This window comes from Bradyrhizobium sp. USDA 4369 (assembly GCF_054056435.1).
In genome coordinates, this window is record NZ_JBSRYH010000001.1 from 3146952 (window position 1) to 3169292 (window position 22341).

A 22341-nucleotide genomic window follows, 5' to 3' on the forward strand; every position below is an offset into this window, starting at 1 on the left:
GGCGAACCAAAACCCGTTCCACCAGCACGTTGCTTATCGAGAACGCGCCACACCGGTTTCGGAGTCAAACCCTCATGGTGAGGAGCGCCGCTCGCGGCGCGTCTCGAACCATGGGGCCCACGCTGCCCGACACGCTGATCACCCCGTCAGCCGTTTCGACAGGCCCGTGGTGCGCTCCATGATCGCCATCAGCGCGATGGTGGCGATGATCAGCACACTCGACAGCGCGGCGATGGTGACGTCGAGCTTGCCTTCGAGGTCCTGCCACATCCGGATCGGCAGCATGTCGGTGGCGGCGTCGCGCAGGAACAGCGACACCGGCACGTTGTCGAACGACGACATGAAGGCGATGAACGCGCCCGAAATGATGCCGGGGCGGATCAGCGGCAGCACGATCCGGCGGAATGTGTAGAGCCTAGAGGCGCCGAGGATCGCCGAGCTTTCCAGCAAGGTCGGCTCCAACTGCGCCAACGCGGCGACCGTGTTGCGCACGACATAGGGCACGCAGACGATGGTGTGGCCGATCACCAGCGTCAGTAGCGACACCGGCAGGCCGATCAGCGAGAAGAACATCAGCGCCGCAAGCCCGAAGGCCAGCGCCGGCAGCACCAGCGGCGACATGAACAGCGAGTCCAGGAGCTTTGCCGTCAGCGCCTTGGATCGCGAGATCGCCAGCGCCGCGGCGACGCCGAGCACGATCGACAGCCCCGTCGACCACAGTGCGACGACGACGCTGTTGCGCGCCGCGAATTGCAGCTGCCAGGCGTTCCACAATTCGACGTACCAGCGGGTCGAATAGCCCGGCGGCGGGAATTTCAGCGAGAAGCCAGAGGTGAAGGAAACGATCACCACGACCAGCGACGGCGACACGATCAGGATCAGCGCCAGCACGGCGATGACCGTCATCACGATCTGGAAGCTCAGCGCTTCCCAGTTGCGCTGCCGGCCGCTCATCGGGCGTCTCCATAGCCACGGGCGCGTCGCCCGAGCATCGAGAACAGCGCGACGATGGCGAGCACCGCGAACAGGAAGATGATCGAGATCGCAGCCGCGAACGGCCAGTTCTGCAATGTCGAGGCCTGCTGATAGAGATACATCGGCATGAACAGCATCTGGCCGCCGCCGACCAGGGACTGCGTGATGAAGGCGGTGATCGCGGCGGCATAGGTCAAGGTGCAGCCGGCGATGATGCCGGGCATCGACAGCGGCAGCATCACCTTGACGAAGGTGCGCCAGCTGCCGGCGCCGAGCGAGGCCGAGGCGTCGGAGAGGTTGGGATCGATGCGGCCGATCGCGGTGATCAAGGGTAGCACCATCAGCGGCATCTGCACCTGCGCCAGCGCGGCGATCAGTCCGCCCTGGGTGTAGATCATGCGCAGCGGCGTGCCGATCAGGCCGAGCGACTGCAGCACCGAGTTGATGATGCCCTGTCGTCCGAGGATCACGATCCAGGCGAAGGTGCGGACGACGACGCTGGTGAGCAGCGGCAGCAGCACGATCATGATGATCAAGGTCTGCACCCGGCTGCCGGAGCGCTGATAGAGCCAGGCGATGGGATAGCCGAGCACGAGGCAGGCCAAGGTCACCTCGGCGCCGAGCAGCAGTGTCGAGCCGAGCACGGCAAGGCTGAAGGGATCGGTCAGGAACTTGATGTACTGGCCGACCCCCCACACCGTGGCCGCGGTGTCGTTGTGGAGCGACAGATAGAACAATTGCGCCAGCGGCAGCACGAAGAAGATCGCGAACGCCAACCCCAAGGGCAGCGCGAGCCCCAGGCTGAAGTTGGCCACGTCGCCAGGTGCTGTCGTGGCGCTCTTCATCGCGTCAGATCTTGATGTCGCGGTTGAACTTCTCGATCCAGGAGGCGCGCTGCTCGTTGATCTTCTTCCAGTCCTGGAACACGAACTTCTTCTTCAACTCGGCGGTGTCCTTGGCCAGCACCTTGGCGATCTCGCCGGTCATCGCGACCTTGGTGTTGGTCGGCACGATCAAATAGGGTGGGTTCATCAGCGCCGTCTGGACCTCCGGCGACAGCGCCGCCTCGATCAGCTTGAAGGCGAGCTCCTTGTTCGGCGAGTTCTTCACGATATGGATCGTGGTCTTGAAGGCGATGGCGCCTTCCTTCGGCGCCACGAACTCCACCGGCACGCCGCGCGCTTTCAGGATCTGGATGGCGTTGAAATTGCCGGGCGAGATGTCGATCTGGCCCTGCTGAAACAATGTCGCCAGCGCGCCGGGATTGGCGGCGACCGCGGCGAGATTCGGCTTCAACTCTTCGAGCGCCTTGAAGCCTTCATCGACATTGGACTCGGAGCCGCCGCGCATGCGCGCGATCTCGACCAGCCAGCCGGTGCCGAGCGTGGAGTTCAGATTGGTGATGCCGACCTTGCCCTTGAATTCCGGCTTCCACAGATCCGCCCATGACGTCGGCGGCGTCTTCACAGTCTCCGGATTGTAGGTAAGGCCGACGACCTGGAAGAACGGGGCGGGGCCCATCGCGTCCTGCGCTTCCGGAATCAGATCCTTGAAGTACGTGCTCTTGTCGGCCGGGAACGGATCGACCAGGTCCTGGCCGATCGCGACCAGCGCCGGACCGGGATCGTGCAGCATGACGTCGATCGGCGGATTGGCCTTGGCGGCGTTGACCTTGGCGATCTGGTCGACCGACAGCATCGGATCGAGCACGATGGCCGCATCGGCATTGGCCTTGCGGAACGCCGGCACCAGCACCGCCTTGTGCGCCTCCTCCCAGCTGCCGGTGAAGGTCGCGAATACCAGCGGCCGGGCCTGCGCGAGGCTCAGGCCCGGGAACGCGTGCATGGCTCCCAGCGTCAAGGCGCTGGTGAGGAGCCGGCGGCGATCAAGCATCATGTTTCACTCCGATGTGTTGGTTGGTCATTCCGGAAAGACGGTGGCGAGCCCCGGGGCCAGCGGCGCGACGCGCACCGGCGTGCCGGCCTCACGCAACGGCGTGCCGCCGGTGCGGGCCTGCGAAATCTTGATGCTCGATCCGTCCTTGGCCTTGATCTCATGGACGACGGTGGCGCCGAGCGGCAGCGCCATGCCGATCTCGCCGGCAAAGCCGCTGTCGTCGCTGACGAAGGTGAGATGCTCGGGACGCAGGCAGACGGTGACCTTGTCTGAGGCACGGACTGGCTTGGGCGCGCGGGCGATGATCTCGCCGCCGGCCTCCAGCGCGACCTTCACGCCATCAGTACCGGTCGCGATCACCGTGCCCTTCATCCTGTTGGCGGTCCCGACGAAGGTATTCACGAACAGCGTCTGCGGCTGATCGTAGATCTCGCTGGGCGTGCCGAACTGCTCGAGATGACCGTGGCTCAGCACCGCGACGCGATCGGCCATCGATAGCGCCTCCTCCTGGTCGTGGGTCACGATCAGGGTGGTCGTCCCGGCCATGCGCTGCAGCCGCTTGACCTCGATCTGCATGTCCAGTCGCAAATTCTTGTCGAGGGCGGCGAACGGCTCGTCGAGCAGCAGGATCGAGGGCTTGATCGCGAGTGCGCGCGCCAGCGCCACGCGCTGCTGCTGGCCGCCTGATAATTGCCGTGGCAGCCGCTCGCCGAAAGAGCCAAGCTGTACCATGTCGAGCAGCCGCTGCGCTTCCTTGTTGCGCGTCGCCTTGTCGATGCCGCGCGCGGCGAGGCCATAGCCGACATTCTCGGAGATCGAGAGATGCGGGAACAGCGCGTAGTTCTGGAACACGATACCGACGGCGCGGCGATTGGGCGGCAGCGAATCGACGACGTCATTGCCGATGATCACGCGTCCTTCGCTCTGGCCGATGAAGCCGGCAATGATGCGCAGCAAGGTGGTCTTGCCGCAGCCGGACGGCCCGAGCAGGGCGATGATCTCGCCGCCTTTCACATCGAGATTGATGTCGGACACGGCCATCGTGCCGCTGGCGAAACGGTGCGTGATCCGATCCAGAACGAGCGACTTGGCTTCCGATACGCTGGCCATGGGCTTCCTGCTCAACTGATTGGAAAAAGCAAGAAGCGTGCCGTCTTTTCAGGCAGCGGAGGCGCTTTGTGTACAAAGAGTGATGCGGCCGGTATCTGAATGTGCCGGCCATAGAGCTTAAAATCCCTTCCAGATGGCCGCTCTCAGCCCGTGGCTGGCTGTCTCACACACTTCAACTAACCGTCGCGATGCTCCAGCCGCGCGGCCAGCGCCTCGGCCAATCCAACCGTCGGCTTCGCGGCCGGCCGCCGAAACGTGCCTGCGGTGGCCTTGCGCATCTTTAGCGCCAGCAGCGCCTCGGCCTGCTTCACCGCGGCAATCACCTGATCGATCACCGGCACCGGAATACGATGCGCGACGCGGGCGGCAAGTCCGGAGAGTGGCGCACCGGCAAAGATCAGCACGTCGGCCTCGTTCTCCTCGACCGCGCGCAGCGCCAACTCGACCAGCAGCTCCTCCTTCTCGTGCTGCACGTCGGAGATCTGCTTGAAGCTGCCCTCGAGCATGCGAATGCCGGCGCAGCGCTCCATCAGCCCGTGCATGCGCACGCACTCGTCGTACCAGGGGCCGAGTGCCTGTGCGAAGGTGACGATCGCGAAGCGACGGCCTGCCATGCAGGCCGTCAGCATCGCCGCTTCGGCGAGCCCGATGACGGGCACGTCGAATAGCTCGCGCGCGGCGAACAGGCCGGGATCGCCGAAGGCGGCGATGATCGCGGCATCGATGCTGCCGTTACGCTCCGCGAGCATTTCCAGCGCAACGGCCCCGCCGATCTGCGCTTCGGCGCGGGTTGCGATATAGGGCACGCCGCGCGGCGCCGTGCAGGGGATCAGGTTGGTGCCGGGCGCGGCGGCGTCGCGGCCGACCTGCAGCATCAGATCGGTGATGTCGGTGCGGATGTTGGGATTGAGCAGCAGGATGTTCATGGCGCCTCGCGAGGGAAGAGCGAGCTTGCCCGACGGATTGCGGCCTTGTCCAGCGGTGGCCGTCAGGGCACGGTTCTGAGAGCGACCTCGATCAAGGTCGCGAGCAGAGCGAGCATCGCGCCGATGCTGAGCAGCCGCCGCAGCCTGATAAACCAAGCGTTGGAGGCGTTGCTGTCGAAGTTGAATTCGTCGAAGACCAACGCTGCCAGCAGCGCGGCCGTGAGCAGCACCAGCGCAGGCAGCGGTGGCAGCAGCAGCGCGACCCAGCCGAGCAGAGACGGCGTCACGCCCCAGCTCATCCGCGGCCAAGTCGCCAGCGCCGGCGTCTGCACCGCGACGCCCCAATGGAGCGCCCCCAGGAAGCTCACAATGACCGCGCCATAGCCGATCTGCGCGCGCAAGGCTGCTGCGCGCAGGCTGTCGTCGCCGGCGATCACGACAGCTGCGAGGCCGATGAACGGGATCAGTCCCGCCAAGCCAAGGCTGCGCATCGGTGCGGGAATGCTGGACAACATGGGGCTAATGTCCTCGGGGCGTGGCGGTCAGGGAGGCACTTCGGCCGCGCTCGGACCGGCAGCGGAGGGAGCAGTATTTCACCTCGTCCCAGTCACGCGCCCATTTGCGCCGCCAAGCGAAAGGCCGGCCGCAGGCGGCGCAGATCTTGGTCGGCAGGTCAGCCTTGCGCCGCATCCTCGGCATGACGCCTCACCACGGGACCGGCGTGCCGCGCCAGTCATAGAAGCCGCCGGAGTCCTTGGCGGCGAGCCGGTCGATGACGCCGAGCAGGTGCCGCGCCGCCTCGACCGGTGCGATGCCCGACGCCGCGGCGAACGGTGCCGACAGCCGCGTGGCGACGGTGCCGGGATGCAGTGCGACGCAGGCTGCTTCGGGCGCGCGGCGGGTGAGCTCGATCGCCGCGCAATGCACGAGCTGGTTCAGCGCCGCCTTCGAGGCGCGATAGCTGTACCAGCCGCCGAGCCGGTTGTCGCCGATCGAGCCGACCCGCGCCGACAGCGCCGCGACCATAGCCTTGCCCGTGCGGGGCAGTCGCGGCAGCAGATGCTTCAGCAGCAGCGCCGGCCCGATGGCGTTGATGGCGAAGGCGCGGGCGAGGCGCTCGGCATCGAGCTCGCGCCAGCTCTTCTCGGGCAGCGCTGTGCCCTCGTAAAGCATGCCGGTCGCGATGATGACGAGGCGGATGTCGCCGGAGGTCGCCAGCGTCTCCGCCGCTGTTGCGACGCTCGCCTCGTCGGTGAGATCGAAGCCGAGGTCGCCGCTGCGGCTGAAGCCGAGCACGCTGGTGAACCGGCCGCTGTCGGTCAGTGCCGCGCCGAGCGCTGCGCCGATGCCGCCGGTGGCCCCGAACACGGCGGCCACGCCGCCGCGCGGGAAGGACTCCAGCCGGACGGTGGGCCGGGGCGCGTCGTGCCCTGCAGCACCGTCACGGCTCGCTGTCAGCTGATCGGCCACGTCCATCCTCGCTGGTCACGTGCGGCGCTGGGCTCGGCCAAGCACCGCCCATTGTCACCAACGATTCACCGGCGAGATCGGATCATCGCCTCGCGCAAAAGGAGGAACGCTTAGTTATCCTTTGGTGACATGCACCGCCGGGGTCGCACCGGCGTTCCATTTGCCGTCGATCGCGCGCTCGATTTGGGCAGCGAGCTGCAGCAGCAGGCCGTCATCGGCCTGCTTGCCGATCGCCTGGATGCCGAGCGGCAGGCCATGTTCGTTGGTCGCGAGCGGCAGCGAGATCGCCGGGATACCGCAGAGATTGGCGAGCGGCGTGAACGCAAAGTTGCGCCACAGATTCTCGAACCAGTCGAGCACGTCAGGATTGTCGCTGATGGTCAGATATTCGGTGGTGCCGATCTTCGGTGTCGGCAGCGCGGTGATCGGGGTGAGGATGATGTCCCAGTCCTCGAAGAACGCGCCGAAGGCGCGCGAGGTGGTGTTGAACACCACCTGCATCTCCGCCCGTTCGGCGAAGCTGGTGCCGCGGCCGGCTTCCCAGATGCGGATGTTGATCGGCTCGATCTGCTCGGCCGGGGGCCGCTCGAGCTTGCGCTGTGCCAGCAGGTTGCTGATGACGATCGCGAAGTTCGAGATGTAGCAGGTGGTCTGCGCCGCGAAGGCGGCGCGATAATCGACCTCGGGCAGCGCATATCCGACGTGATGGCCGAGCCCTTCGAGGAATTTGCCGACACGCTCCAGCTCGGCCGCGATATGCGGCGTGGCGCGGTAGTCGCCCCATTGGTGCGACAGCGCGATTCGGAGCTTGCCGGGATCGCGCTTGATCAGCTCGACATAGGGCTCCGGCGTGGTCCAATACGGCATGAATTCGCCCGGCGCGCCGCCGCGGCAGTGATCGACGAAAGCGGCGGTGTCGCGCACGCTGCGCGACTGGCAGCCCTGGATCGAGACCAGCCCGGTGAGATCGGACAGATGCGGCGCGATCGAGAACACGCCGCGCGAGACTTTCAGGCCGATATTGCCGTTGACGCCGGCCGGAATGCGGATCGAGCCGCCGCCATCGGTGGCATGCGCGATCGGCACCACGCCCGCCGCGACCATCGCCGCACTGCCGGCGGACGAGCCGCAGGTCGTGTAGTCGGTGTTCCAGGGATTGCGCGTGACATAGACGGCCGGGTTCTCCGCCGAGCTGCAGACGCCGAATTCCGGCGTCGTGGTGCGGCCCATCAAATTGAGACCGGCCTTGCGCATCTTCGATGTGAGGTGCGTGTCGGCGACGGGACGGTTGCCGCGCATGAACAGCGAGCCTTGCTCCTGCAGCCGGCCCGCCATGGTCGGGCCGAGATCCTTCATCAGGAACGGCAGGCCGGCAAACGGCCCCTGTACATTGGCACCGGCCTTGATCGGATCCTCGATTGCGTCGGCGAACACTTCAACGACGCCGCACAGTTTCGGATCGACCTTGGCAATCCCCTCGGCGGCCTGCCGCGCAAGTTCCGCGGCGGTCAGCTCGCCGCTTCTTACGCGGGCCGCGAGCGCCATGCCATCATGCCGGGCCCACTCGTCCCAGCTCATCACCAAAGTCATTGCTGTCCGATCCTTCGCGCCGCGATCATCATGGCCTCGCCGGGCCGCGATCCGCGCAGTTTATATTGTCCGGCGGCGCGAACCTTAGTGGCCGAAGGCACCAAGTCAATCAATCGACCTGCATGCGGTTCATACGGTCTCGTCATGCGGCACGGCTTACCGCCGTTTCGCCGGCGTTAACGAAGACTGACGCGAGCGCCGTTCCGGAAAGCGGGACTTAAGCTTTGGCGGCTAACAGGGCAGGCCAGGGAGCGCGGCACGGGACGTTCGCATGAGCATCGAGGCGATTGGATCGGCAGATGCGGACCGGTGCGCTGGAGGCGACGGCCTCATGGCGCGGCTGTCGCGGCGCACGCTGGTCACCCTGTCGATCTGGTTCGTGCTGTTCGCCGTCGAGCTGATCGTCAGCATCAAGCTGGCCGGCGGCCGTCTCGTCTTCACCCTCGACGATGCCTACATCCATCTGGCCGTGGCCGATCAGATCCTGTCGGGCGGCTATGGCGTCAATCCCGGCGAGTTTTCATCGCCGAGCTCGTCGATCATCTGGCCCTATCTGATCGCCGCCACCGAGGCGGCGCATCTCGGCGGCTGGGGGCCGCTGCTCGTCAGCGCGGCCGCGGCCGCGGCCACCATCGTCACGTTCATGCGGCTGCTGGAGAGCTGCGGCCTGTTCGACGCAGCCGGGTCATGGTTCGTGGGTGCGCTCTGCGCGATGGTGATCTTCATCATCAGCGCGGTCGCGCTGCCGATGACCGGGCTCGAGCACAGCCTTCACGTCTGGGCGACGGTGACCACCTTCGCCGGCCTCGCCTCCGCGGCGCAGGGCCGCGCGCCGAGCGGATTGCAGATCGCCGCCTTGGTGCTGCTGCCGCTGATCCGCTTCGAAGGTGCGGCACTGGCCTGCGCGGCGCTAGCCGCGCTCGTGCTCCTGCGGCAACGCCGCGCCGCCGCGCTGGCCGCCGCGCTGATCGCCGCGGCGTTGCTGGCCTATGCGGCGCGCATGCACGCGCTCGGCCTGCCGCTGCTGCCGAGCTCGGTGCTGTTGAAGGCCCGCTTCATCGAGGCCGCGTATGAGCGCACCACCGCGTTCAGCGCCGTCACCGACAATCTGATCCTCAGCCTGATCAATCCCTACGGCCAGCGGCTGCTGCTGCTCGGCATGGCCGTGGCCGCCACCGCCTGCTGGCTACGCGGCGACAGGCCTGCCCGGATCATCGCAGGTGCTGTGCTGGCGGCGATCGGCGGCCACGTCGCCTTCGGCCAGTATGACTGGTTCCACCGCTACGAGGTCTATGTCCTCGCGCTCGCCGCCGTGACGTGGCTGTGGCTGATCGCTCGCCTCCGGCCGCGTCTCGATGCACGCGTCGCGACGGCCTTGAACGTCCCGCTGCTGCTGCTGCTCGGCTTTGCGGCGTGGCCCTATCTCTCTGCCGCGCTCGCGACGCCACTGGCGTCCCGCAACATCTATCAGCAGCAATATCAGATGGGCCGCTTTGCCCGGGAGCTCTATCGCCACCCCGTGGCGGTCAACGATCTCGGGCTGGTCGCCTATCGCAATCCGAACTACGTGCTCGACCTCTGGGGTCTCGGCTCCGAGCCGGTGCGCAAGGCCAAGCTCGCCGGCCATTTTGGCCCGGCGGAGATGGCCGCGCTTGCAGCGCAGCACGCGGTCGGCATGGCGATGATCTATGACCGCTGGTTCCCGCAAGGCGTGCCGGCGGGCTGGACCAAGGTCGCAGTGCTGCACACGCCTTTCGTCACGGTCGCCGTCGGCGACGTGGCTTTCTACCGAACGACGGACGCCGATCCTGCCGAGGTCACGCGCGCGCTCGAGGCCTTCGCGCCGACGCTGCCGCCGAATGTGGCTCTGGACATCCTGAGCCGCTGACGACGGCGCCGGACCCGGTGTGACATTGACCTTCGTCAAGGCGGCCAAGCCGCCCGCATGGTCGATGGCAACATGGATTTGCTGACCTTCGTTCTGTCGACCGCGGCCCTGCTGGCCACACCTGGTCCGACCAACACGCTGCTGGCGACGGCAGGCGCCAGCCGCGGCGCGCGCGCCTCCGCGCATCTGCTGCTCGCCGAACTCGCCGGCTATCTGCTGGCGATCCTGTTGCTACGCGTCGTGCTCGGACCGGTGCTGGCGACGGCGCCGCTGGGCGGCCACGCCTTGCGCGTCGTGGTCGTGCTGTATCTGCTGCATCTGGCCGCGTCACTGTGGCGTCATGGCGGTGCCGGCCATAGCGATGCGGCCGCAGTCACCCTGCGCCGCGTCTTTATCACCACGCTGTTCAATCCGAAGGCCATCATCTTCGCCTTCACCTTGCTGCCCGCCCCCGGCGCCGGGATCGAGCTGCTGCCATTCGCAGTTGCGCTCGGCTGCTCCACGATCATGGTCGGCGGCGGCTGGCTGGTGCTCGGTGCGACGCTGCGGCGCGGTCTGGGGCAGGTCATGCCGGCGACGCTCGGCTATCGTTGCAGCGCCGCCGCGCTGGCGCTGCTGGCCTGCGTCATCCTTGCGCCCGCGCTTGCGGTGCTGTGACGCGGTTCCCCTTGTTACATTGTTGCAGATCGACAATCGCTGCGGCAACGTGCTATCGGCTGCGCGACCAGGGGGCGCGGTGCGCAGCATTGATCGACGATCTCACGGAAGCCGTCCGCGCATGCTGTGCCGGATCGCTGCCCTGTGCGTGATGCTGGCCTATCTGCTCGCTGGCGCGCTGCACGGCGCCTGCGACCTCGACGTGGCCCATGTCCCAGCCGGCAAGCTGGAGATTGTGTCGTTGCTCGACAAGGCCGGTCATTCCGATCCGCGCGGCATGGCCGATCACCATTGCCATGGCTGCTTCTCGGTGGCCATTCCGCAGTTGCAGCTCGCGGCCGTTCCGGCCGACATCGTCGCCGCAACCGATTGGGCCATTCCGCCGCTTCGCGCCGGCATCGTCTCCGAGTCGGAGTCTCCGCCGCCGAAACACCTGATCTGACCCTGCGTGCCGGACGGCCGACGCTGTCCATTCTTGCTCGTCCAGACAGGTTCTTCTCATGTCATTTGCTGGGATGGCTGCGCGCGCGCTCTGCGCCGTAGCCTTGCTCGCCGCGTCCGCACACGCCGCGTCCGCGCAGACCTTGACCCTGCGCGAGGCGCTGTCGCGCGCACTCGCCGCCAGTCCGCGATTATCGGCCGCCGATCGCGACATCGGCATCGCCTCCGGCCAGCGGCTGCAGGCCGGCGCGCTGCTCAATCCCGAGCTCTCTTATGAGCAGGACAATTCGTTCGGCTCCGGCGCGTATCGCGGCACACGCGCGGCCGAGACGACGTTGCAGATCAGCCAGGCCTTCGAATGGTTCGGCAAGCGCGACGCGCGCATCGCCGCCGGCCAGGCCGGCGTTCGCGCGGCCGAGGTGCAACGCCAGGCGGTGCGGCTCGAAGTCTTGTCTGAAACGGCGATTGCCTTCGTGACGGTCCTCGCCGCGCAGCGCCGCATCCAGATCCTCGATGATCAGGTCGCCGCGCTGGACCGGCTGACGCCGCTGCTGCGGCGGCGGGTCGAGGCTGGTGCGTCGTCGCCGGCGGAGACCGGCCGTGCCGAGGTCGCGTCGGCCCTGGTGCGCGCCGATCGCGAGCGCGTCAAGGCGACGCTCGCCAGCGCACGGCGCGAGCTTGCGGTGCTGACCGGTGACAGCTCGGCCAAATTCGCGTCCGTCACCGGCCGCTTCGATGTCGCCGGCCAGCCGCCATCGTTTCAGAGCGTCATGACGGCGATTGACGCCAATCCGCAGCTGACGCGCTGGACCGCGGTCTTTGCCCAGCGCAATGCCGAGCTGCTCCTGGCGCGGTTGAAACCCTATCCCGACGTGCGCGTCGGCGCCGGCTGGCGGCACTTCAACGACACGAAGGACGACGCGGTCAGGCTCAGCGTCTCCGTGCCGATCCCGGTGTTCGATCAGAACCAGGGCAACATCCTCTCGGCGCAGGAAAGCCTCGCCAAGACCGAAGCCGAGCGCAAGGCCAACCGCAACGCGCTGCTGATCGTCGCCGGCCGTGCCTATGATTCGCTGCAGGGCTCGCTGCGCGAATTGTCCGTGCTGCGCGAGATCGCGATCCCCAAGGCGCAGGAGGCGGCGGACGAGATCGCACAGGGCTACAGCGCCGGCCGCTTCACCCTGCTCGAAGTGCTGGACGCGCAGGCGAGCGTGGCGCAGGCCCGGCTGCGCGAACAGGAGGCGCTGCAGAACATCCATGTCGCGGTCGCGACGATCGAGGGCCTGGTCGGCCGCCCCTTCACTCTGGCTCGGGAGACCGCGCGATGAAGACCTCCACCATCACCATCATCGCGATCCTTGCGGCTGCAGCTGGCGCCGGGGTGTCGCACCTCCTGGCGGACGCGGTGCCGCACAGGAATGCGGCGGCTGGCCACACGGATCACGCTGAGAAGCAGGAGCGGACGCCGAAGGATCACGTCGAGCAGGACGAGCACGGTGCCGACCGCATCCGCATCAGCGACGTCAAGCTCGCCGCCGCCGGCGTCACGCTCGCCGAAGCGGGGCCGGCGACGCTCTCGGACACGCTGGCGTTCAATGGCGTGCTCCGCGCCAACCAGGAGGCGCTGGTGCAGGTGACGCCGCGCTTCCCCGGCATCGTCCGTGCCATCAGGAAGCGGATCGGCGACAGCGTCGCCAAGGATGAGCTGCTCGCCTCGATCGAAAGCAACCAGAGCCTGACCGCCTATGACCTCAAGGCCCCGATCGGCGGCACCATCATCGATCGTCAGATCTCGCTCGGCGAATATGCCTCCGAGCAGAAGCCGGCCTTCGTGGTCGCGGACCTCTCCACGATCTGGGTCGACCTGTCGATCTATCGCCAGGATCTCCGTCGTGTCCGGCTCGACGACGAGGTGTTGATCGACCCCGATGACGGCCGCGGCCCGATCAAGGGCAACGTGTCCTACATCGCTCCCGTCGGCGCCAGCGAGACGCAGACTGCGCTCGCACGCGTGGTGCTGGGAAATGCCGACGGCCGCTTGCGCCCCGGCCTGTTCGTGACCGCGCGGCTGGTGCTGGCCAAGCGCAGCGTCGCCGTCGCGGTGCGCGCCAGCGCGATCCAGACGCTGGAGAACAAGACCGTCGTGTTCGTGCGCGAGGAGGGCGACAAGATCGAGGCGCGGCCGGTCGCGCTCGGCGAGTCCGATCCGGTCCATGTCGAGATCCGCGATGGTCTGTCACCCGGCGAGCATTACGTCGCCGAGAACAGTTTCGTGGTGAAAGCCGAGATGGGCAAGGGGGAGGCCGAGCATGATTGACGCGATCCTCGCATTTGCCGTGCGCCAGCGCTGGCTGGTGCTGCTGGTCTCGCTTGCCGCCGCCGCGTTCGGCGCCTGGAATTTCACCCGGCTGCCGATCGATGCTGTGCCCGACATCACCAATGTCCAGGTGCAGATCAACACCAAGGCGCCGGGCTATTCGCCGCTCGAGACCGAGCAGCGCATCACGTTCCCGGTCGAGACCGCGATGGGCGGTCTGCCGCGGCTGGACTACACGCGCTCGCTGTCGCGCTATGGCCTGAGCCAGGTCACCATCGTGTTCCAGGACGGCACCGACATCTATTTCGCGCGTCAGCAGGTCAATGAGCGCATCCAGCAGATCAAGGATCAGCTGCCGCCGGGCGTCGAGGTCGCGATGGGGCCGCTCTCGACCGGGCTCGGCGAGATCTTCATGTATGCGGTCGAGGCCAGGCCCGGCGCGAAGACGCCTGATGGCGCCGACTACTCGCCGACGGAGCTGCGCACCATCCAGGACTGGATCATCCGGCCGCAGCTGCGCGGCGTTCCCGGCGTGATCGAGGTCAACACCATCGGCGGCTTCGAACGCCAGTTTCACGTGCTGCCGGATCCCGGCCGTCTGATGGCCTACAAGATCAGCTTCCGCGAGGTCATTGCCGCGCTGGCTTCGAACAACGCCAATGTCGGCGCCGGCTATATCGAGCGCAATGGCGAGCAATATCTGGTCCGTGCGCCCGGCCAGGTCGGCACCGCTGCCGAGCTCAGGGATATCGTGATCGGCGCGCGCGGCGGCACGCCGGTGCGCATCGGCGACGTCGCCGAGGTCACGGAGGGACGCGACCTGCGCACCGGCGCCGCAACCCTCAATGGCGAGGAGACGATCCTGGGCACCGCGATGCTGCTGATCGGCGAGAACAGCCGAGCGGTGGCGCGGCGCGTCGCCGCGCGGCTCGACGACATCGCGAGATCGCTGCCCGATGGAGTGATCACGCGCACGCTCTATGACCGTACCCATCTGGTCGAGGCGACGATCCGCACCGTCGAGAAGAATCTGCTCGAAGGCGCCGCGCTGGTCGTCGTCGTGCTGTTCCTGCTGCTGGGCAATATCCGCGCCGCCTTGGTCACCGCCTGCATCATCCCGCTGTCGATGGCGATGACCGTCACCGGCATGGTCGAGAGCAAGGTCAGCGCCAACCTCATGAGTCTGGGAGCGATCGATTTCGGCATCATCGTCGACGGCGCGGTCATCATCGTCGAGAACTGCCTGCGCCTGATCGCCCAGGCGCAGCACCGCAAGGGCGGGCTGCTCACGACGGCCGAGCGGCTGCAGACCATCGTCGGCGGCGCGCGCGAGGTGATCGGGCCGAGCCTGTTCGGCACGCTGATCATCGCCGTGGTCTATCTGCCGGTGCTGACCTTGACCGGCGTCGAGGGCAAGATGTTCACGCCGATGGCGCTGACGGTGCTGATGGCGCTCGGTGCCGCCGTGCTGTTCTCCGTGACCTTCGTGCCGGCCGCGGTCGCGATCTTCGTCACCGGCCGAGTTTCGGAGCAGGAGAACCTGGTGATGCGCGGCGCGCGGCGGATCTATGCGCCGCTGCTGCGAGCCGTCATCGCGCATCGCATGATGGTTGCCGCTGCCGCCGTCGTGATCGTCGCCGCAAGCGGGGTCGCGGCGACGCGCATGGGCGGCGAGTTCATCCCGAGTCTCGACGAGGGCGATGTCGCGCTGGCCGCGCTGCGCATTCCCGGCACGAGCCTGACGCTGTCGGTCGATCTGCAGAAGGCGCTGGAGGCGAGGCTGAAGCGAATTCCCGAGGTGAAGGACGTCTTCACCCGCATCGGCACCGCCGAGGTCGCCACCGACCCGATGGCGCCGTCGCAGGGCGACGGCTACATCATGCTGAAACCCCGCGAGCAGTGGCCGGATCCGGCGAAGCCCAAGGCGCAGCTCGTCGCCGAGGTCGAGGCGGCCGCCGACGAGATTCCCGGCAGCAATTACGAGATCTCGCAGCCGATCCAGTTGCGCTTCAACGAGCTGATTTCCGGCGTGCGCAGCGACGTCGGTGTCAAGATCTTCGGCGACGATCTCGACATTCTGCAGGGCGCGGCGCGCCAGGTCGAAGCCGCGATCCGCGGCATCTCCGGTGCCACCGATGTCAAGACCGAGCAGGTCGCAGGTCTGCCGATCCTGACCGTGGCCATCGACCGCCAGGCGCTGTCGCGTTACGGCCTCAGCGTCGCCGAGGTGCAGAACGTCGTCGAGATCGCGATCGGCGGCAAGGCGACCGGCAAGCTGTTCGACGGCGACCGCCGCTTCGACATCGTCGTGCGCCTGCCCGAGCGACTGCGCGGCAATCTCGACGCGATCCGCGCGATCCCGATTCCGCTGCCGGCCGGGGACGAGGCGAGTGCTGCACCGCTGCGGACCGCGTTCAATTCCGCAGGCCAGCCGCGCTACGTGCCGCTGTCGTCAGTCGCCACGGTCGCCTCGGCGCCGGGGCCGAACCAGGTCAGCCGCGAGAATGGCAAGCGTCGCATCGTGGTGTCGGCCAATGTCCGCGCCCGCGATCTCGGCTCGTTCGTGACCGAGGCGCAGGCCGCGGTCGCCGAAAAGGTCAAGCTGCCGCCGGGCTATTGGGTCGGCTGGGGCGGCCAGTTCGAGCAGCTCGTCTCGGCGACCAAGCGGCTCACGATCGTCGTCCCGATCGCGCTCGCTCTGGTGTTCCTGCTGCTGTTCATGAGCATCGGCTCGGTTGCGGACGCCGCGCTGGTGTTTTCCGGCGTGCCGCTGGCACTGACCGGCGGCATCGTCGCGCTGCTGCTGCGCGGGCTGCCGCTGTCGATCTCGGCCGGCGTCGGCTTCATCGCGCTCTCAGGCGTCGCGGTGCTCAACGGTCTCGTCATCATCGCCTTCATCGAGCGGCTTCGCCAGGAGGGACGCAGCGTGCTGGCGGCGGTGGAGGAGGGCGCCCTGGCGCGCCTGCGCCCGGTTCTCATGACGGCGCTGGTCGCCTCGCTCGGCTTCGTGCCGATGGCGCTCGCGACCGGGGCCGGTGCCGAAGTGCAGCGGCCGCTCGCGACCGTCGTGATCGGCGGCATCATCTCCTCGACCGTGCTCACCTTGCTCGTGTTGCCGGCACTCTATGTCCTGTTCAGGAGGGAGACGCAGGCACCGTCCGTCACAGCTTCAGCCGTTTGAACAGCGCTTCCGGAATGAGCCCGATGATCGTCATCACCAGCCAGAACCTGCGGCCGACGTAGATCACGTCGCGCGGACGCTCCTCGGCGGCGGCGTAGATGTCAGCGGCGACGCGGGCGGGCGTCACTGTCAGTGGCGCCGGCAGCTTCAGATGCGCGGTCATGCGTGTGCGCACGAAGCCGGGCTTGACGGTGACGACGCGGACCTTGCCGGCCAGCGCCATACGGTTGCGCAAGCCCGACAGGAACTGCGAGAAGCCCGCCTTGGCGGCGCCATAGACGTAGTTCGAACCGCGGCCACGATCGCCGGCCACCGAGCTGACGCCGACGATGGTGCCAGAGCCGCGGGCGGTGAAGGCGTTGGCGAACAGCCCGAGCAGCAGGCTCGGCGCCTCGAAATTGGTGCGCATGACCATTGCGGCGTGCGCGATGTCGCGTTCGGCGCGGGCCTGCTCGCCGAGCTCGCCGACCATCGAGATCACCGTGTCGGGCAGGGCCGGGAGGTCATCGACGAAGGCGGCGAGCCTGTCGGTCGACAGAATGTCGAGCGCGTGCACGGCCACGTCGCCGCCGGTGCGCGCTTTGATGTCGTCGGCATTGCGCTGTGCCGTGATCGTGTCGCGTGCGGCCAGCGCAACCTGCCAGCCGCGCTCGGCATAAAGCAGCGCCGTGGCGTGACCGATGTCGGAACTGCCGCCGATCACCAGCACGGATTTGGATTCGGTCATGGCTCAGATCCCCAATCGGGCCGAAAGGTGGGAGACGAGTTTGTCGGTGGCGCCGATGCGGCGGCGGATGTCGCGCAGACCGTCGAGACCGGCATAGCCGGCGGCGAAGGTGACGCGCGACTGCCGCGCATCCTTGGCGAGATAGAGTCGGCCTCCGGCGGCCGTGACGATCGCGTCGAGTTCGTCAAGGAACCTGAACAGCGAGTCCTGAATCGGAAAATCCATGGCCAGCGTGTAGCCGCGCAGTGGAAACGACATCAGGCCATGGCTGTCGCCGAGCTGCTTGAGCACGGCGAGGAACGAGGCGCTGCCGCGTCGCGCGACGCGGTCGAGGATTTGGGCCAGGACGCGGCGGGCATTGGCGGCGGGAATGACGCATTGATGCTGCAGGAATCCGCGCGCACCATAGATGCGATTCCAGTGGCCGATCGTGTCGAGCGGGAAGAAATAGGGATCCCAGTGCACGAGTTGCGGCGTCAGGGCCTGCCGGGCGCCGCGCCGGAAATACAGCGCATTGAAGCCGCGCACAGCGAGCGGGTGGAGCGCGAAGCTCGGCACAAAGGCCGGCATCGAAGGCCCGGCAGGCGGCTGCGGCGGGAAGGCGTCCCGTGCAGGCGCGAAGCGGTCCTTGTCGGCTGCGCTTGCATGGTCTGCGGCGTAGATCAACGAGCGGCCGAGCGCGCGTCCGCGGGCCAGGCAGTCGATCCAGGCGACCGAATAGGTATGGGCCGCGGTTCGCTCCAGCGCGGCCATGGCCGCGTCGAGATCCTCGGCGACATGTGTCTCCTGCACCAGCCAACCGGTCTCGATCGGCATCAGGGCCAAAGTCGCCTCGACAATGATGCCGGTCAGTCCCATGCCGCCGACGGTGGCATGAAACAGCTCGGCATTGGCGTGCCGCGAGCAGGTGACGATCTCGCCGCCCGGCAGCATCAATCGAAGCGCGATCACATGGTCGCCGAAGCCGCCGTCACGATGATGATTCTTGCCGTGGACGTCGGCCGCGATCGCGCCGCCGATGCTGACGAATTTGGTGCCCGGCACGACTTTCAGGAAGAAGCCGCGCGGCACGAAGGTCGCGAGGATGTCGGCGATGGTGACGCCGGCCTCGACCGTCAGCTCGCCGCTCGCAGGATCGAAGCGGCGCATCCGGTTGAGGCCGGACGATGACAGCGTCGTCGCCATGCCGATCGCGGCGTCGCCATAGGCGCGCCCCTGGCCGCGGGCAATGAGTCCGCTGCGCCCGGCGATCAGCGGCGCGATGGCCTCGGCTCGCGCCGGCGCGAGCTGCTCGGTCGGAATGCGCGGATAGTTGCCCCAGCCGGCGAGGTCGCTCATGACCGGTCGTTACATGGCGGCGAGCATGATCGCGCCGATGGTGCCGAGCGCGAGCCAGCTGACCCGGTCCTTCAGCGCGAAGATCACGGGATCGTCGTCGATCAGGCCGCGCTGGGCGAACAGCATCACGCGGGCGACCCAATACATCAGCACGGGGCAACTGGCCCACATGATTTGGGGATGGCTGTAGAGCGCGCGCACCGTGTCTGACGAGATGTACAGCGTGAAGATGACGACGGCATTGAAGCCGGCCGCCGCGGCCAGGACTGCGATCATCGCCAGGTCGTTCGGCTGGTAATCGCGTGACAGCGGCCGGTCGCCGCTGCTCCGGCGATCGAGCTCGACGTAACGTTTCACCAGCGCCAAGGCCATGAATATGAAGAGTGAGAATGCGAACAGCCATTCCGACATCGCGACGCCGATGGCGACCGCGCCGGCGACGACGCGGATCGTGTAGAGCACGGCCAGCGTGACCACGTCGAGCAGCGCGAGGCGTTTCAGTCGGAACGAATAGGCCGTCGTCAGTGCGAGATAGCCGGCAAGCACGCCAAGGAAGGCCGGCGAGACCACCGCGGCGATCGTGATCGCGCCGATGAGCAGCAGCGCCATCGCGGAGATGGCCTGCGCCGGAGCAATCGCGCCGCTGGCGATCGGCCGCTCGCGCTTGGTGGCATGGGCGCGGTCGGCGCTGACATCGACGAGGTCGTTGAGGATGTAGGCCGCGGAGGCGCCGAGCGAAAAGGCAAGCGCCGCAAACAGCGCCGTGATCGCCGGCCACAGGCCGAATTGATGGGCAGTCAGCAGCGGCACCAGAACGAGCGCGTTCTTGGCCCATTGATGCACGCGCAGCAGCCTCGCCCAGACCCGCCAGCCGACGGGATCGCTGGTCGCAACGGACGGCGCCGCAGGTGAGCGGCGCGGGATTCGCGTCGCGCCGGCCGGCAGCACTTCGGAATCATGGCCGAGATAGTCGAAGCCCTGGCTCCAGGACTGCAGCAGGCTCAGGGCCTCCGGATCGAGCCTGGCGCCATCCGCGGAGGCGGTCCAGGCGGTGAATACGCCGAGATGCTGGGCGATTGCACCGACGAGCGCGCTATCATAGGTGTCGGAGGCGAGATAGACCGGACGGCCCTCGCCGAGGACTCGCAGCATATAGGCAACGGTTTCGGTGTCGTAGGCGAGACGGGCCGGATCGAAATGTGCCGAATTGGCCAGGCGTCGCTTCAGCTCGGCCGGACCGCGCAGCACGGCGGCGGCCAAGGCAATGGCGGCTGCGGGACGATGGGCGATCTCCGACCAGATCGCCTCGCTCGACAGGCTCGTCTGCATCAGCACGTCGTCGACATCGACGACCAGCGGCCGGCCGCCGCGCAGGCGCGCGTCGCGGAGTGGGCCGGCGTCACCCGGGCCGGTCATGTCTTGATAGGGAAGTGGCATCTCTCACCGCTGCTGGCGTCGCGCTCATCCTGCGGCTTGCTTCCCTAAGATCGTGTGAACCCGCGCGGAGCAACCAGGACGAAAGCCGGTGCTAAGGATTTTCCGTCATGGATGCGCGAGCAGCAGCGCATCCATGGATTCGACCGGTTCCTCAGCCCAGAAGCTTCTCCAGGTCGCCGGCGCATGGCTCGGCGGCTGCGCGCTCGCGGCCTTTGCTGTCCGTTCGGTTAACGATCCCTTGTGGGCCGACGAATTGCTGACGGCGCATTTGCTGCATGCGGACAGCCTGCCGAGGCTGTGGAGGGGAATCGCGCGCGGCATCGACGGCAATCCGCCGCTCTATCTCACCGGCGCATGGCTGCTGACGCGGCTATTGCCGTCAGCCGTGCCCGTCGTCGCGGCGTTGAAGCTGCTGAACTTCGCATTGGTCGGCCTCGGCCTTGTCGCGCTGTGGCGGCTCGCCCGCCGTGCGCTCTCGGCCGTCTCCTGCACGGCCGGCGCCCTGATCCTCGTCACGCTGAACGACAACCTGCTCTACGCCGCCTTCGAGCTGCGGACCTATGCCACCTATTTCGCGACGGCGGCCGTCGCGGCGCTGTGCCAGCAGCGGCTGATCGAGCGCGGTCGTTCCGCCGATCTGACGCTATCAGCGCTGTCCTTCGTCGGCCTAGCCTTCGCGCATACGTTCGGCATTGCCTATGTCGGCTGCATCGCGCTGGCCGGCTGTCTCAGCCGGCCGCGTGACGGTGCGCTGCTGCGCCGGACGCTGCTTGCGACAGGTCCGGCGGTGCTCCTCCTTCTGGCCTGGACGCCGGTGCTGCGCGAGCAATTGCAGGTGGCGAGCCCGTATGGCTGGATGACGGAGCCGGGCTGGAGCGCGCTGGCCGAGACCCTGTTCTCGTCGCAATGGCTGCTGGCGATCAGCGTGGTCGCGTTGCTGGGTCTGGGCAGCGCCGGAATGGCATGGCTGAAACGAACGCCGCTGCGGCTCGAGGAGATGGTCGCTAGCGACCAAGGGCAGCCAGCCCGATATCTCGGCCTCCTCGCGGCCGGCTTTACCGCCTTCGCGCTCGCCGGCTGGATCGTGTCGCGGGCCGCTGTCCCGATCTTCGTGCCGCGGTTCTTCACCCCGCAGATCGTGGTGTCCTACCTGCTTCTCGCAGCCTTTGCGCAGTGGTTGCTCGTGGCCGCACCGCGCGCACTGGCTTTGCCGGCCGCGCTGCTGATCGGGGGGGTGATGCTGCGCAACGCCATGGATCATGCGGCCACGCCGTTCCACGGCGACCCCGTCTGCGCCGATGCGAATGGCGGCTATTTCGAGCGCACCCATGTCGGTGGTGACCTGCCGGTGATCGCGGACTCGCCCCATGTCTTTCTGCCGCGCGCCGCCTATGCCGCGTATGCTGCGGCCTATCGATTTCCGCTCGATTGGGATGTGGTGATGACCTATCCGACGCGGTCGCCGGGCAATGCGGTCGACTATCACATTCTACAGGCCTTGCAGGGCTGGCTGCCGATGCCGCAAATCGTGAGCACGGCGGATGTCGTGCGCAATGGTGCCCAGTTCCTGGTGATCGAAACGCCGGGGCGCGCCTGGTTCGATCATCTGCGCGCCACGCACAAGGTGCAGGCCGAGCCGCTGGCGCACAGCGTCGGCCGGGTTGGCGTGATCTGCACCTTGTGGAAGGTCACGATCGTCGACGCGCCGCGCTGAATGCGCGGCGCGATTAGGACTGGTGGCGCTTGGTGATGGCGACGCGCGCCGCCTGGCCATAGAGTCCCGACATCTGGTCGAGTTGCGCGGTGGTTGCCGCGCAGCTGTCGATCCAGCCGGGCAGCGCGTCGAACAGCGGCGGCAGCGTCGCGGCGCGCAAGGCGGCATAGTCCTCGGTGACGGCGCGGCCGCGGGCGGTGGCGCGGTAGCGCGTCTCCTTGCGCGAGGAGCGGCCCTCGGTCTCGATCAGCCCGGCGCGCACCAGCTTGCGCGTCGCATATTGCAGATTGGGCACGTCGACGCGGTTGAGCAATTGGCCGACTTCGGCGAGCCGCTTCGGCTCGTCGCCCATGCGCACGACATTGAGGACGGCGACGTCGTCGCCGGTCAGCGGCACCTCGCACACCGCAGCGAGGCAGGATGCCTTCCAGCGGTAATAGGACTGCGCCAGTCGCTCCAGCGCGAATTCGAAATCCGACAGCCGCCGCTCGGCCTCGCTGCGGGCAAGATGCCAGGAGCCCTTGTCGCCGTTCGCATTCGCCGCGTTGCGTGTCTTGGCCGGTTGTGAACCTGTCCCGCGGCCGGCGGATTTCGCCTTCACCGCCACGGCCTTGCGCGTCGCCGCGGCGCCATCAGCCCTTTTCAATATCCCGTCTCCCGATGCCGCTCCGCAC

The 22341-nt window shown here is 67.4% G+C and carries 20 protein-coding genes; 7 read left to right on the forward strand and 13 right to left on the reverse strand.

Features of this window, described 5'->3' with window-relative positions:
- Nucleotides 1–138: 138 nt before the first annotated feature.
- The 9 genes from ACVIJ6_RS14260 to ACVIJ6_RS14300 form a co-directional block, all read right to left on the reverse strand.
- Nucleotides 139–954, reverse strand: coding sequence for an ABC transporter permease (locus ACVIJ6_RS14260; protein WP_456773195.1), 816 nt, complete (start codon nt 952–954; stop codon nt 139–141).
- Nucleotides 951–1820, reverse strand: a complete 870-nt coding sequence (locus tag ACVIJ6_RS14265; protein ID WP_456773196.1) for an ABC transporter permease — start codon at nt 1818–1820, stop codon at nt 951–953. Before ACVIJ6_RS14265 ends, ACVIJ6_RS14260 begins: the two co-directional genes overlap by 4 nt.
- Nucleotides 1821–1824: 4 nt before the next feature.
- Nucleotides 1825–2871: a polyamine ABC transporter substrate-binding protein gene (locus tag ACVIJ6_RS14270; RefSeq protein WP_456773197.1), complete on the reverse strand. Its 1047-nt coding sequence runs from the start codon at nt 2869–2871 to the stop codon at nt 1825–1827.
- Nucleotides 2872–2895: 24 nt separating this feature from the next.
- A complete protein-coding gene (locus tag ACVIJ6_RS14275) occupies nt 2896–3981 on the reverse strand; it encodes an ABC transporter ATP-binding protein (RefSeq protein ID WP_456773198.1) in 1086 nt (361 codons plus the stop codon).
- A 176-nt stretch (nt 3982–4157) separates the two neighbouring features.
- Nucleotides 4158–4907, reverse strand: coding sequence for an aspartate/glutamate racemase family protein (locus ACVIJ6_RS14280; RefSeq protein ID WP_456773199.1), 750 nt, complete (start codon nt 4905–4907; stop codon nt 4158–4160).
- Nucleotides 4908–4969: 62 nt separating this feature from the next.
- On the reverse strand, nt 4970–5422 hold the full coding sequence (locus ACVIJ6_RS14285) for a DUF3429 domain-containing protein (protein ID WP_456773200.1): 453 nt from the start codon (nt 5420–5422) through the stop codon (nt 4970–4972).
- A gap of 4 nt (nt 5423–5426) precedes the next feature.
- On the reverse strand, nt 5427–5606 hold the full coding sequence (locus ACVIJ6_RS14290) for a DUF2256 domain-containing protein (protein WP_456773201.1): 180 nt from the start codon (nt 5604–5606) through the stop codon (nt 5427–5429).
- 6 nt (nt 5607–5612) lie between these two features.
- Nucleotides 5613–6377 carry an SDR family NAD(P)-dependent oxidoreductase gene (locus ACVIJ6_RS14295; protein WP_456773202.1) on the reverse strand — a complete coding sequence of 255 codons (765 nt, stop codon included), beginning with the start codon at nt 6375–6377 and terminating at the stop codon, nt 5613–5615.
- 114 nt (nt 6378–6491) lie between these two features.
- Nucleotides 6492–7967: an amidase gene (locus ACVIJ6_RS14300; RefSeq protein WP_456773203.1), complete on the reverse strand. Its 1476-nt coding sequence runs from the start codon at nt 7965–7967 to the stop codon at nt 6492–6494.
- A gap of 331 nt (nt 7968–8298) precedes the next feature.
- Here ACVIJ6_RS14300 and ACVIJ6_RS14305 point away from each other — a divergent pair, with 331 nt between their 5' ends.
- The 6 genes from ACVIJ6_RS14305 to ACVIJ6_RS14330 all read left to right on the forward strand — a co-directional run bounded on the left by ACVIJ6_RS14305 (nt 8299) and on the right by ACVIJ6_RS14330 (nt 16451).
- A complete protein-coding gene (locus tag ACVIJ6_RS14305) occupies nt 8299–9855 on the forward strand; it encodes a hypothetical protein (protein ID WP_456773204.1) in 1557 nt (518 codons plus the stop codon).
- Between the two features lie 72 nt (nt 9856–9927).
- A complete protein-coding gene (locus ACVIJ6_RS14310; protein WP_456773205.1) occupies nt 9928–10512 on the forward strand; it encodes a LysE family transporter in 585 nt (194 codons plus the stop codon).
- A 121-nt stretch (nt 10513–10633) separates the two neighbouring features.
- The gene (locus ACVIJ6_RS14315) at nt 10634–10954 is read left to right on the forward strand and encodes a hypothetical protein (protein WP_456773206.1); all 321 of its coding nucleotides are present in this window, start codon (nt 10634–10636) and stop codon (nt 10952–10954) included.
- Nucleotides 10955–11012: 58 nt separating this feature from the next.
- On the forward strand, nt 11013–12281 hold the full coding sequence (gene ihpA / locus ACVIJ6_RS14320) for a divalent metal ion exporter subunit IhpA (protein ID WP_456773207.1): 1269 nt from the start codon (nt 11013–11015) through the stop codon (nt 12279–12281).
- Nucleotides 12278–13270, forward strand: coding sequence for a divalent metal ion exporter adaptor subunit IhpB (gene ihpB / locus ACVIJ6_RS14325; protein ID WP_456773208.1), 993 nt, complete (start codon nt 12278–12280; stop codon nt 13268–13270). The genes ihpA and ihpB overlap by 4 nt, the downstream gene beginning before the upstream one ends.
- Nucleotides 13263–16451, forward strand: coding sequence for an efflux RND transporter permease subunit (locus tag ACVIJ6_RS14330; RefSeq protein ID WP_456773209.1), 3189 nt, complete (start codon nt 13263–13265; stop codon nt 16449–16451). The genes ihpB and ACVIJ6_RS14330 overlap by 8 nt, the downstream gene beginning before the upstream one ends.
- On the opposite strand, the gene ACVIJ6_RS14335 is transcribed toward ACVIJ6_RS14330, so the two are convergent.
- Genes ACVIJ6_RS14335 through ACVIJ6_RS14345 form a run of 3 tightly spaced genes read right to left on the reverse strand, consistent with a single transcriptional unit; the run spans nt 16432 to nt 19953 of the window.
- Complete coding sequence (locus ACVIJ6_RS14335) at nt 16432–17178, reverse strand: SDR family oxidoreductase (protein ID WP_456773210.1); 747 nt, start codon at nt 17176–17178, stop codon at nt 16432–16434. The two genes, ACVIJ6_RS14330 and ACVIJ6_RS14335, sit on opposite strands and share 20 nt — an antisense overlap.
- 3 nt (nt 17179–17181) lie before the next feature.
- Nucleotides 17182–18516: an FAD-binding protein gene (locus ACVIJ6_RS14340; protein WP_456773211.1), complete on the reverse strand. Its 1335-nt coding sequence runs from the start codon at nt 18514–18516 to the stop codon at nt 17182–17184.
- A gap of 9 nt (nt 18517–18525) precedes the next feature.
- Complete coding sequence (locus ACVIJ6_RS14345; RefSeq protein WP_456773212.1) at nt 18526–19953, reverse strand: UbiA family prenyltransferase; 1428 nt, start codon at nt 19951–19953, stop codon at nt 18526–18528.
- Between the two features lie 133 nt (nt 19954–20086).
- On the opposite strand from ACVIJ6_RS14345, the gene ACVIJ6_RS14350 reads away from it, so the two are divergent.
- The gene (locus ACVIJ6_RS14350; protein WP_456773213.1) at nt 20087–21667 is read left to right on the forward strand and encodes a hypothetical protein; all 1581 of its coding nucleotides are present in this window, start codon (nt 20087–20089) and stop codon (nt 21665–21667) included.
- A 13-nt stretch (nt 21668–21680) separates the two neighbouring features.
- Here ACVIJ6_RS14350 and ACVIJ6_RS14355 read toward each other — a convergent pair whose 3' ends face one another.
- Nucleotides 21681–22313, reverse strand: coding sequence for a winged helix DNA-binding protein (locus ACVIJ6_RS14355; protein ID WP_456773214.1), 633 nt, complete (start codon nt 22311–22313; stop codon nt 21681–21683).
- Between the last annotated feature and the right edge of the window lie 28 nt (nt 22314–22341).

Excerpts from the sequence above, each read along its gene's own strand:
- ACVIJ6_RS14305 (WP_456773204.1), top strand. The coding sequence starts at position 8,299 with ATGGCGCGGCTGTCGCGGCGCACGCTGGTCACCCTGTCGATCTGGTTC.
- ihpB (WP_456773208.1), top strand. The coding sequence starts at position 12,278 with ATGAAGACCTCCACCATCACCATCATCGCGATCCTTGCGGCTGCAGCT.
- ACVIJ6_RS14310 (WP_456773205.1), top strand. The coding sequence starts at position 9,928 with ATGGATTTGCTGACCTTCGTTCTGTCGACCGCGGCCCTGCTGGCCACA.
- ACVIJ6_RS14285 (WP_456773200.1), bottom strand. The coding sequence starts at position 5,422 with ATGTTGTCCAGCATTCCCGCACCGATGCGCAGCCTTGGCTTGGCGGGA.
- ACVIJ6_RS14335 (WP_456773210.1), bottom strand. The coding sequence starts at position 17,178 with ATGACCGAATCCAAATCCGTGCTGGTGATCGGCGGCAGTTCCGACATC.
- ihpA (WP_456773207.1), top strand. The coding sequence starts at position 11,013 with ATGTCATTTGCTGGGATGGCTGCGCGCGCGCTCTGCGCCGTAGCCTTG.
- ACVIJ6_RS14350 (WP_456773213.1), top strand. The coding sequence starts at position 20,087 with ATGGATTCGACCGGTTCCTCAGCCCAGAAGCTTCTCCAGGTCGCCGGC.
- ACVIJ6_RS14300 (WP_456773203.1), bottom strand. The coding sequence starts at position 7,967 with ATGACTTTGGTGATGAGCTGGGACGAGTGGGCCCGGCATGATGGCATG.
- ACVIJ6_RS14270 (WP_456773197.1), bottom strand. The coding sequence starts at position 2,871 with ATGATGCTTGATCGCCGCCGGCTCCTCACCAGCGCCTTGACGCTGGGA.
- ACVIJ6_RS14340 (WP_456773211.1), bottom strand. The coding sequence starts at position 18,516 with ATGAGCGACCTCGCCGGCTGGGGCAACTATCCGCGCATTCCGACCGAG.
- ACVIJ6_RS14275 (WP_456773198.1), bottom strand. The coding sequence starts at position 3,981 with ATGGCCAGCGTATCGGAAGCCAAGTCGCTCGTTCTGGATCGGATCACG.
- ACVIJ6_RS14260 (WP_456773195.1), bottom strand. The coding sequence starts at position 954 with ATGAGCGGCCGGCAGCGCAACTGGGAAGCGCTGAGCTTCCAGATCGTG.
- ACVIJ6_RS14330 (WP_456773209.1), top strand. The coding sequence starts at position 13,263 with ATGATTGACGCGATCCTCGCATTTGCCGTGCGCCAGCGCTGGCTGGTG.
- ACVIJ6_RS14290 (WP_456773201.1), bottom strand. The coding sequence starts at position 5,606 with ATGCCGAGGATGCGGCGCAAGGCTGACCTGCCGACCAAGATCTGCGCC.
- ACVIJ6_RS14315 (WP_456773206.1), top strand. The coding sequence starts at position 10,634 with ATGCTGTGCCGGATCGCTGCCCTGTGCGTGATGCTGGCCTATCTGCTC.
- ACVIJ6_RS14345 (WP_456773212.1), bottom strand. The coding sequence starts at position 19,953 with ATGCCACTTCCCTATCAAGACATGACCGGCCCGGGTGACGCCGGCCCA.
- ACVIJ6_RS14265 (WP_456773196.1), bottom strand. The coding sequence starts at position 1,820 with ATGAAGAGCGCCACGACAGCACCTGGCGACGTGGCCAACTTCAGCCTG.
- ACVIJ6_RS14280 (WP_456773199.1), bottom strand. The coding sequence starts at position 4,907 with ATGAACATCCTGCTGCTCAATCCCAACATCCGCACCGACATCACCGAT.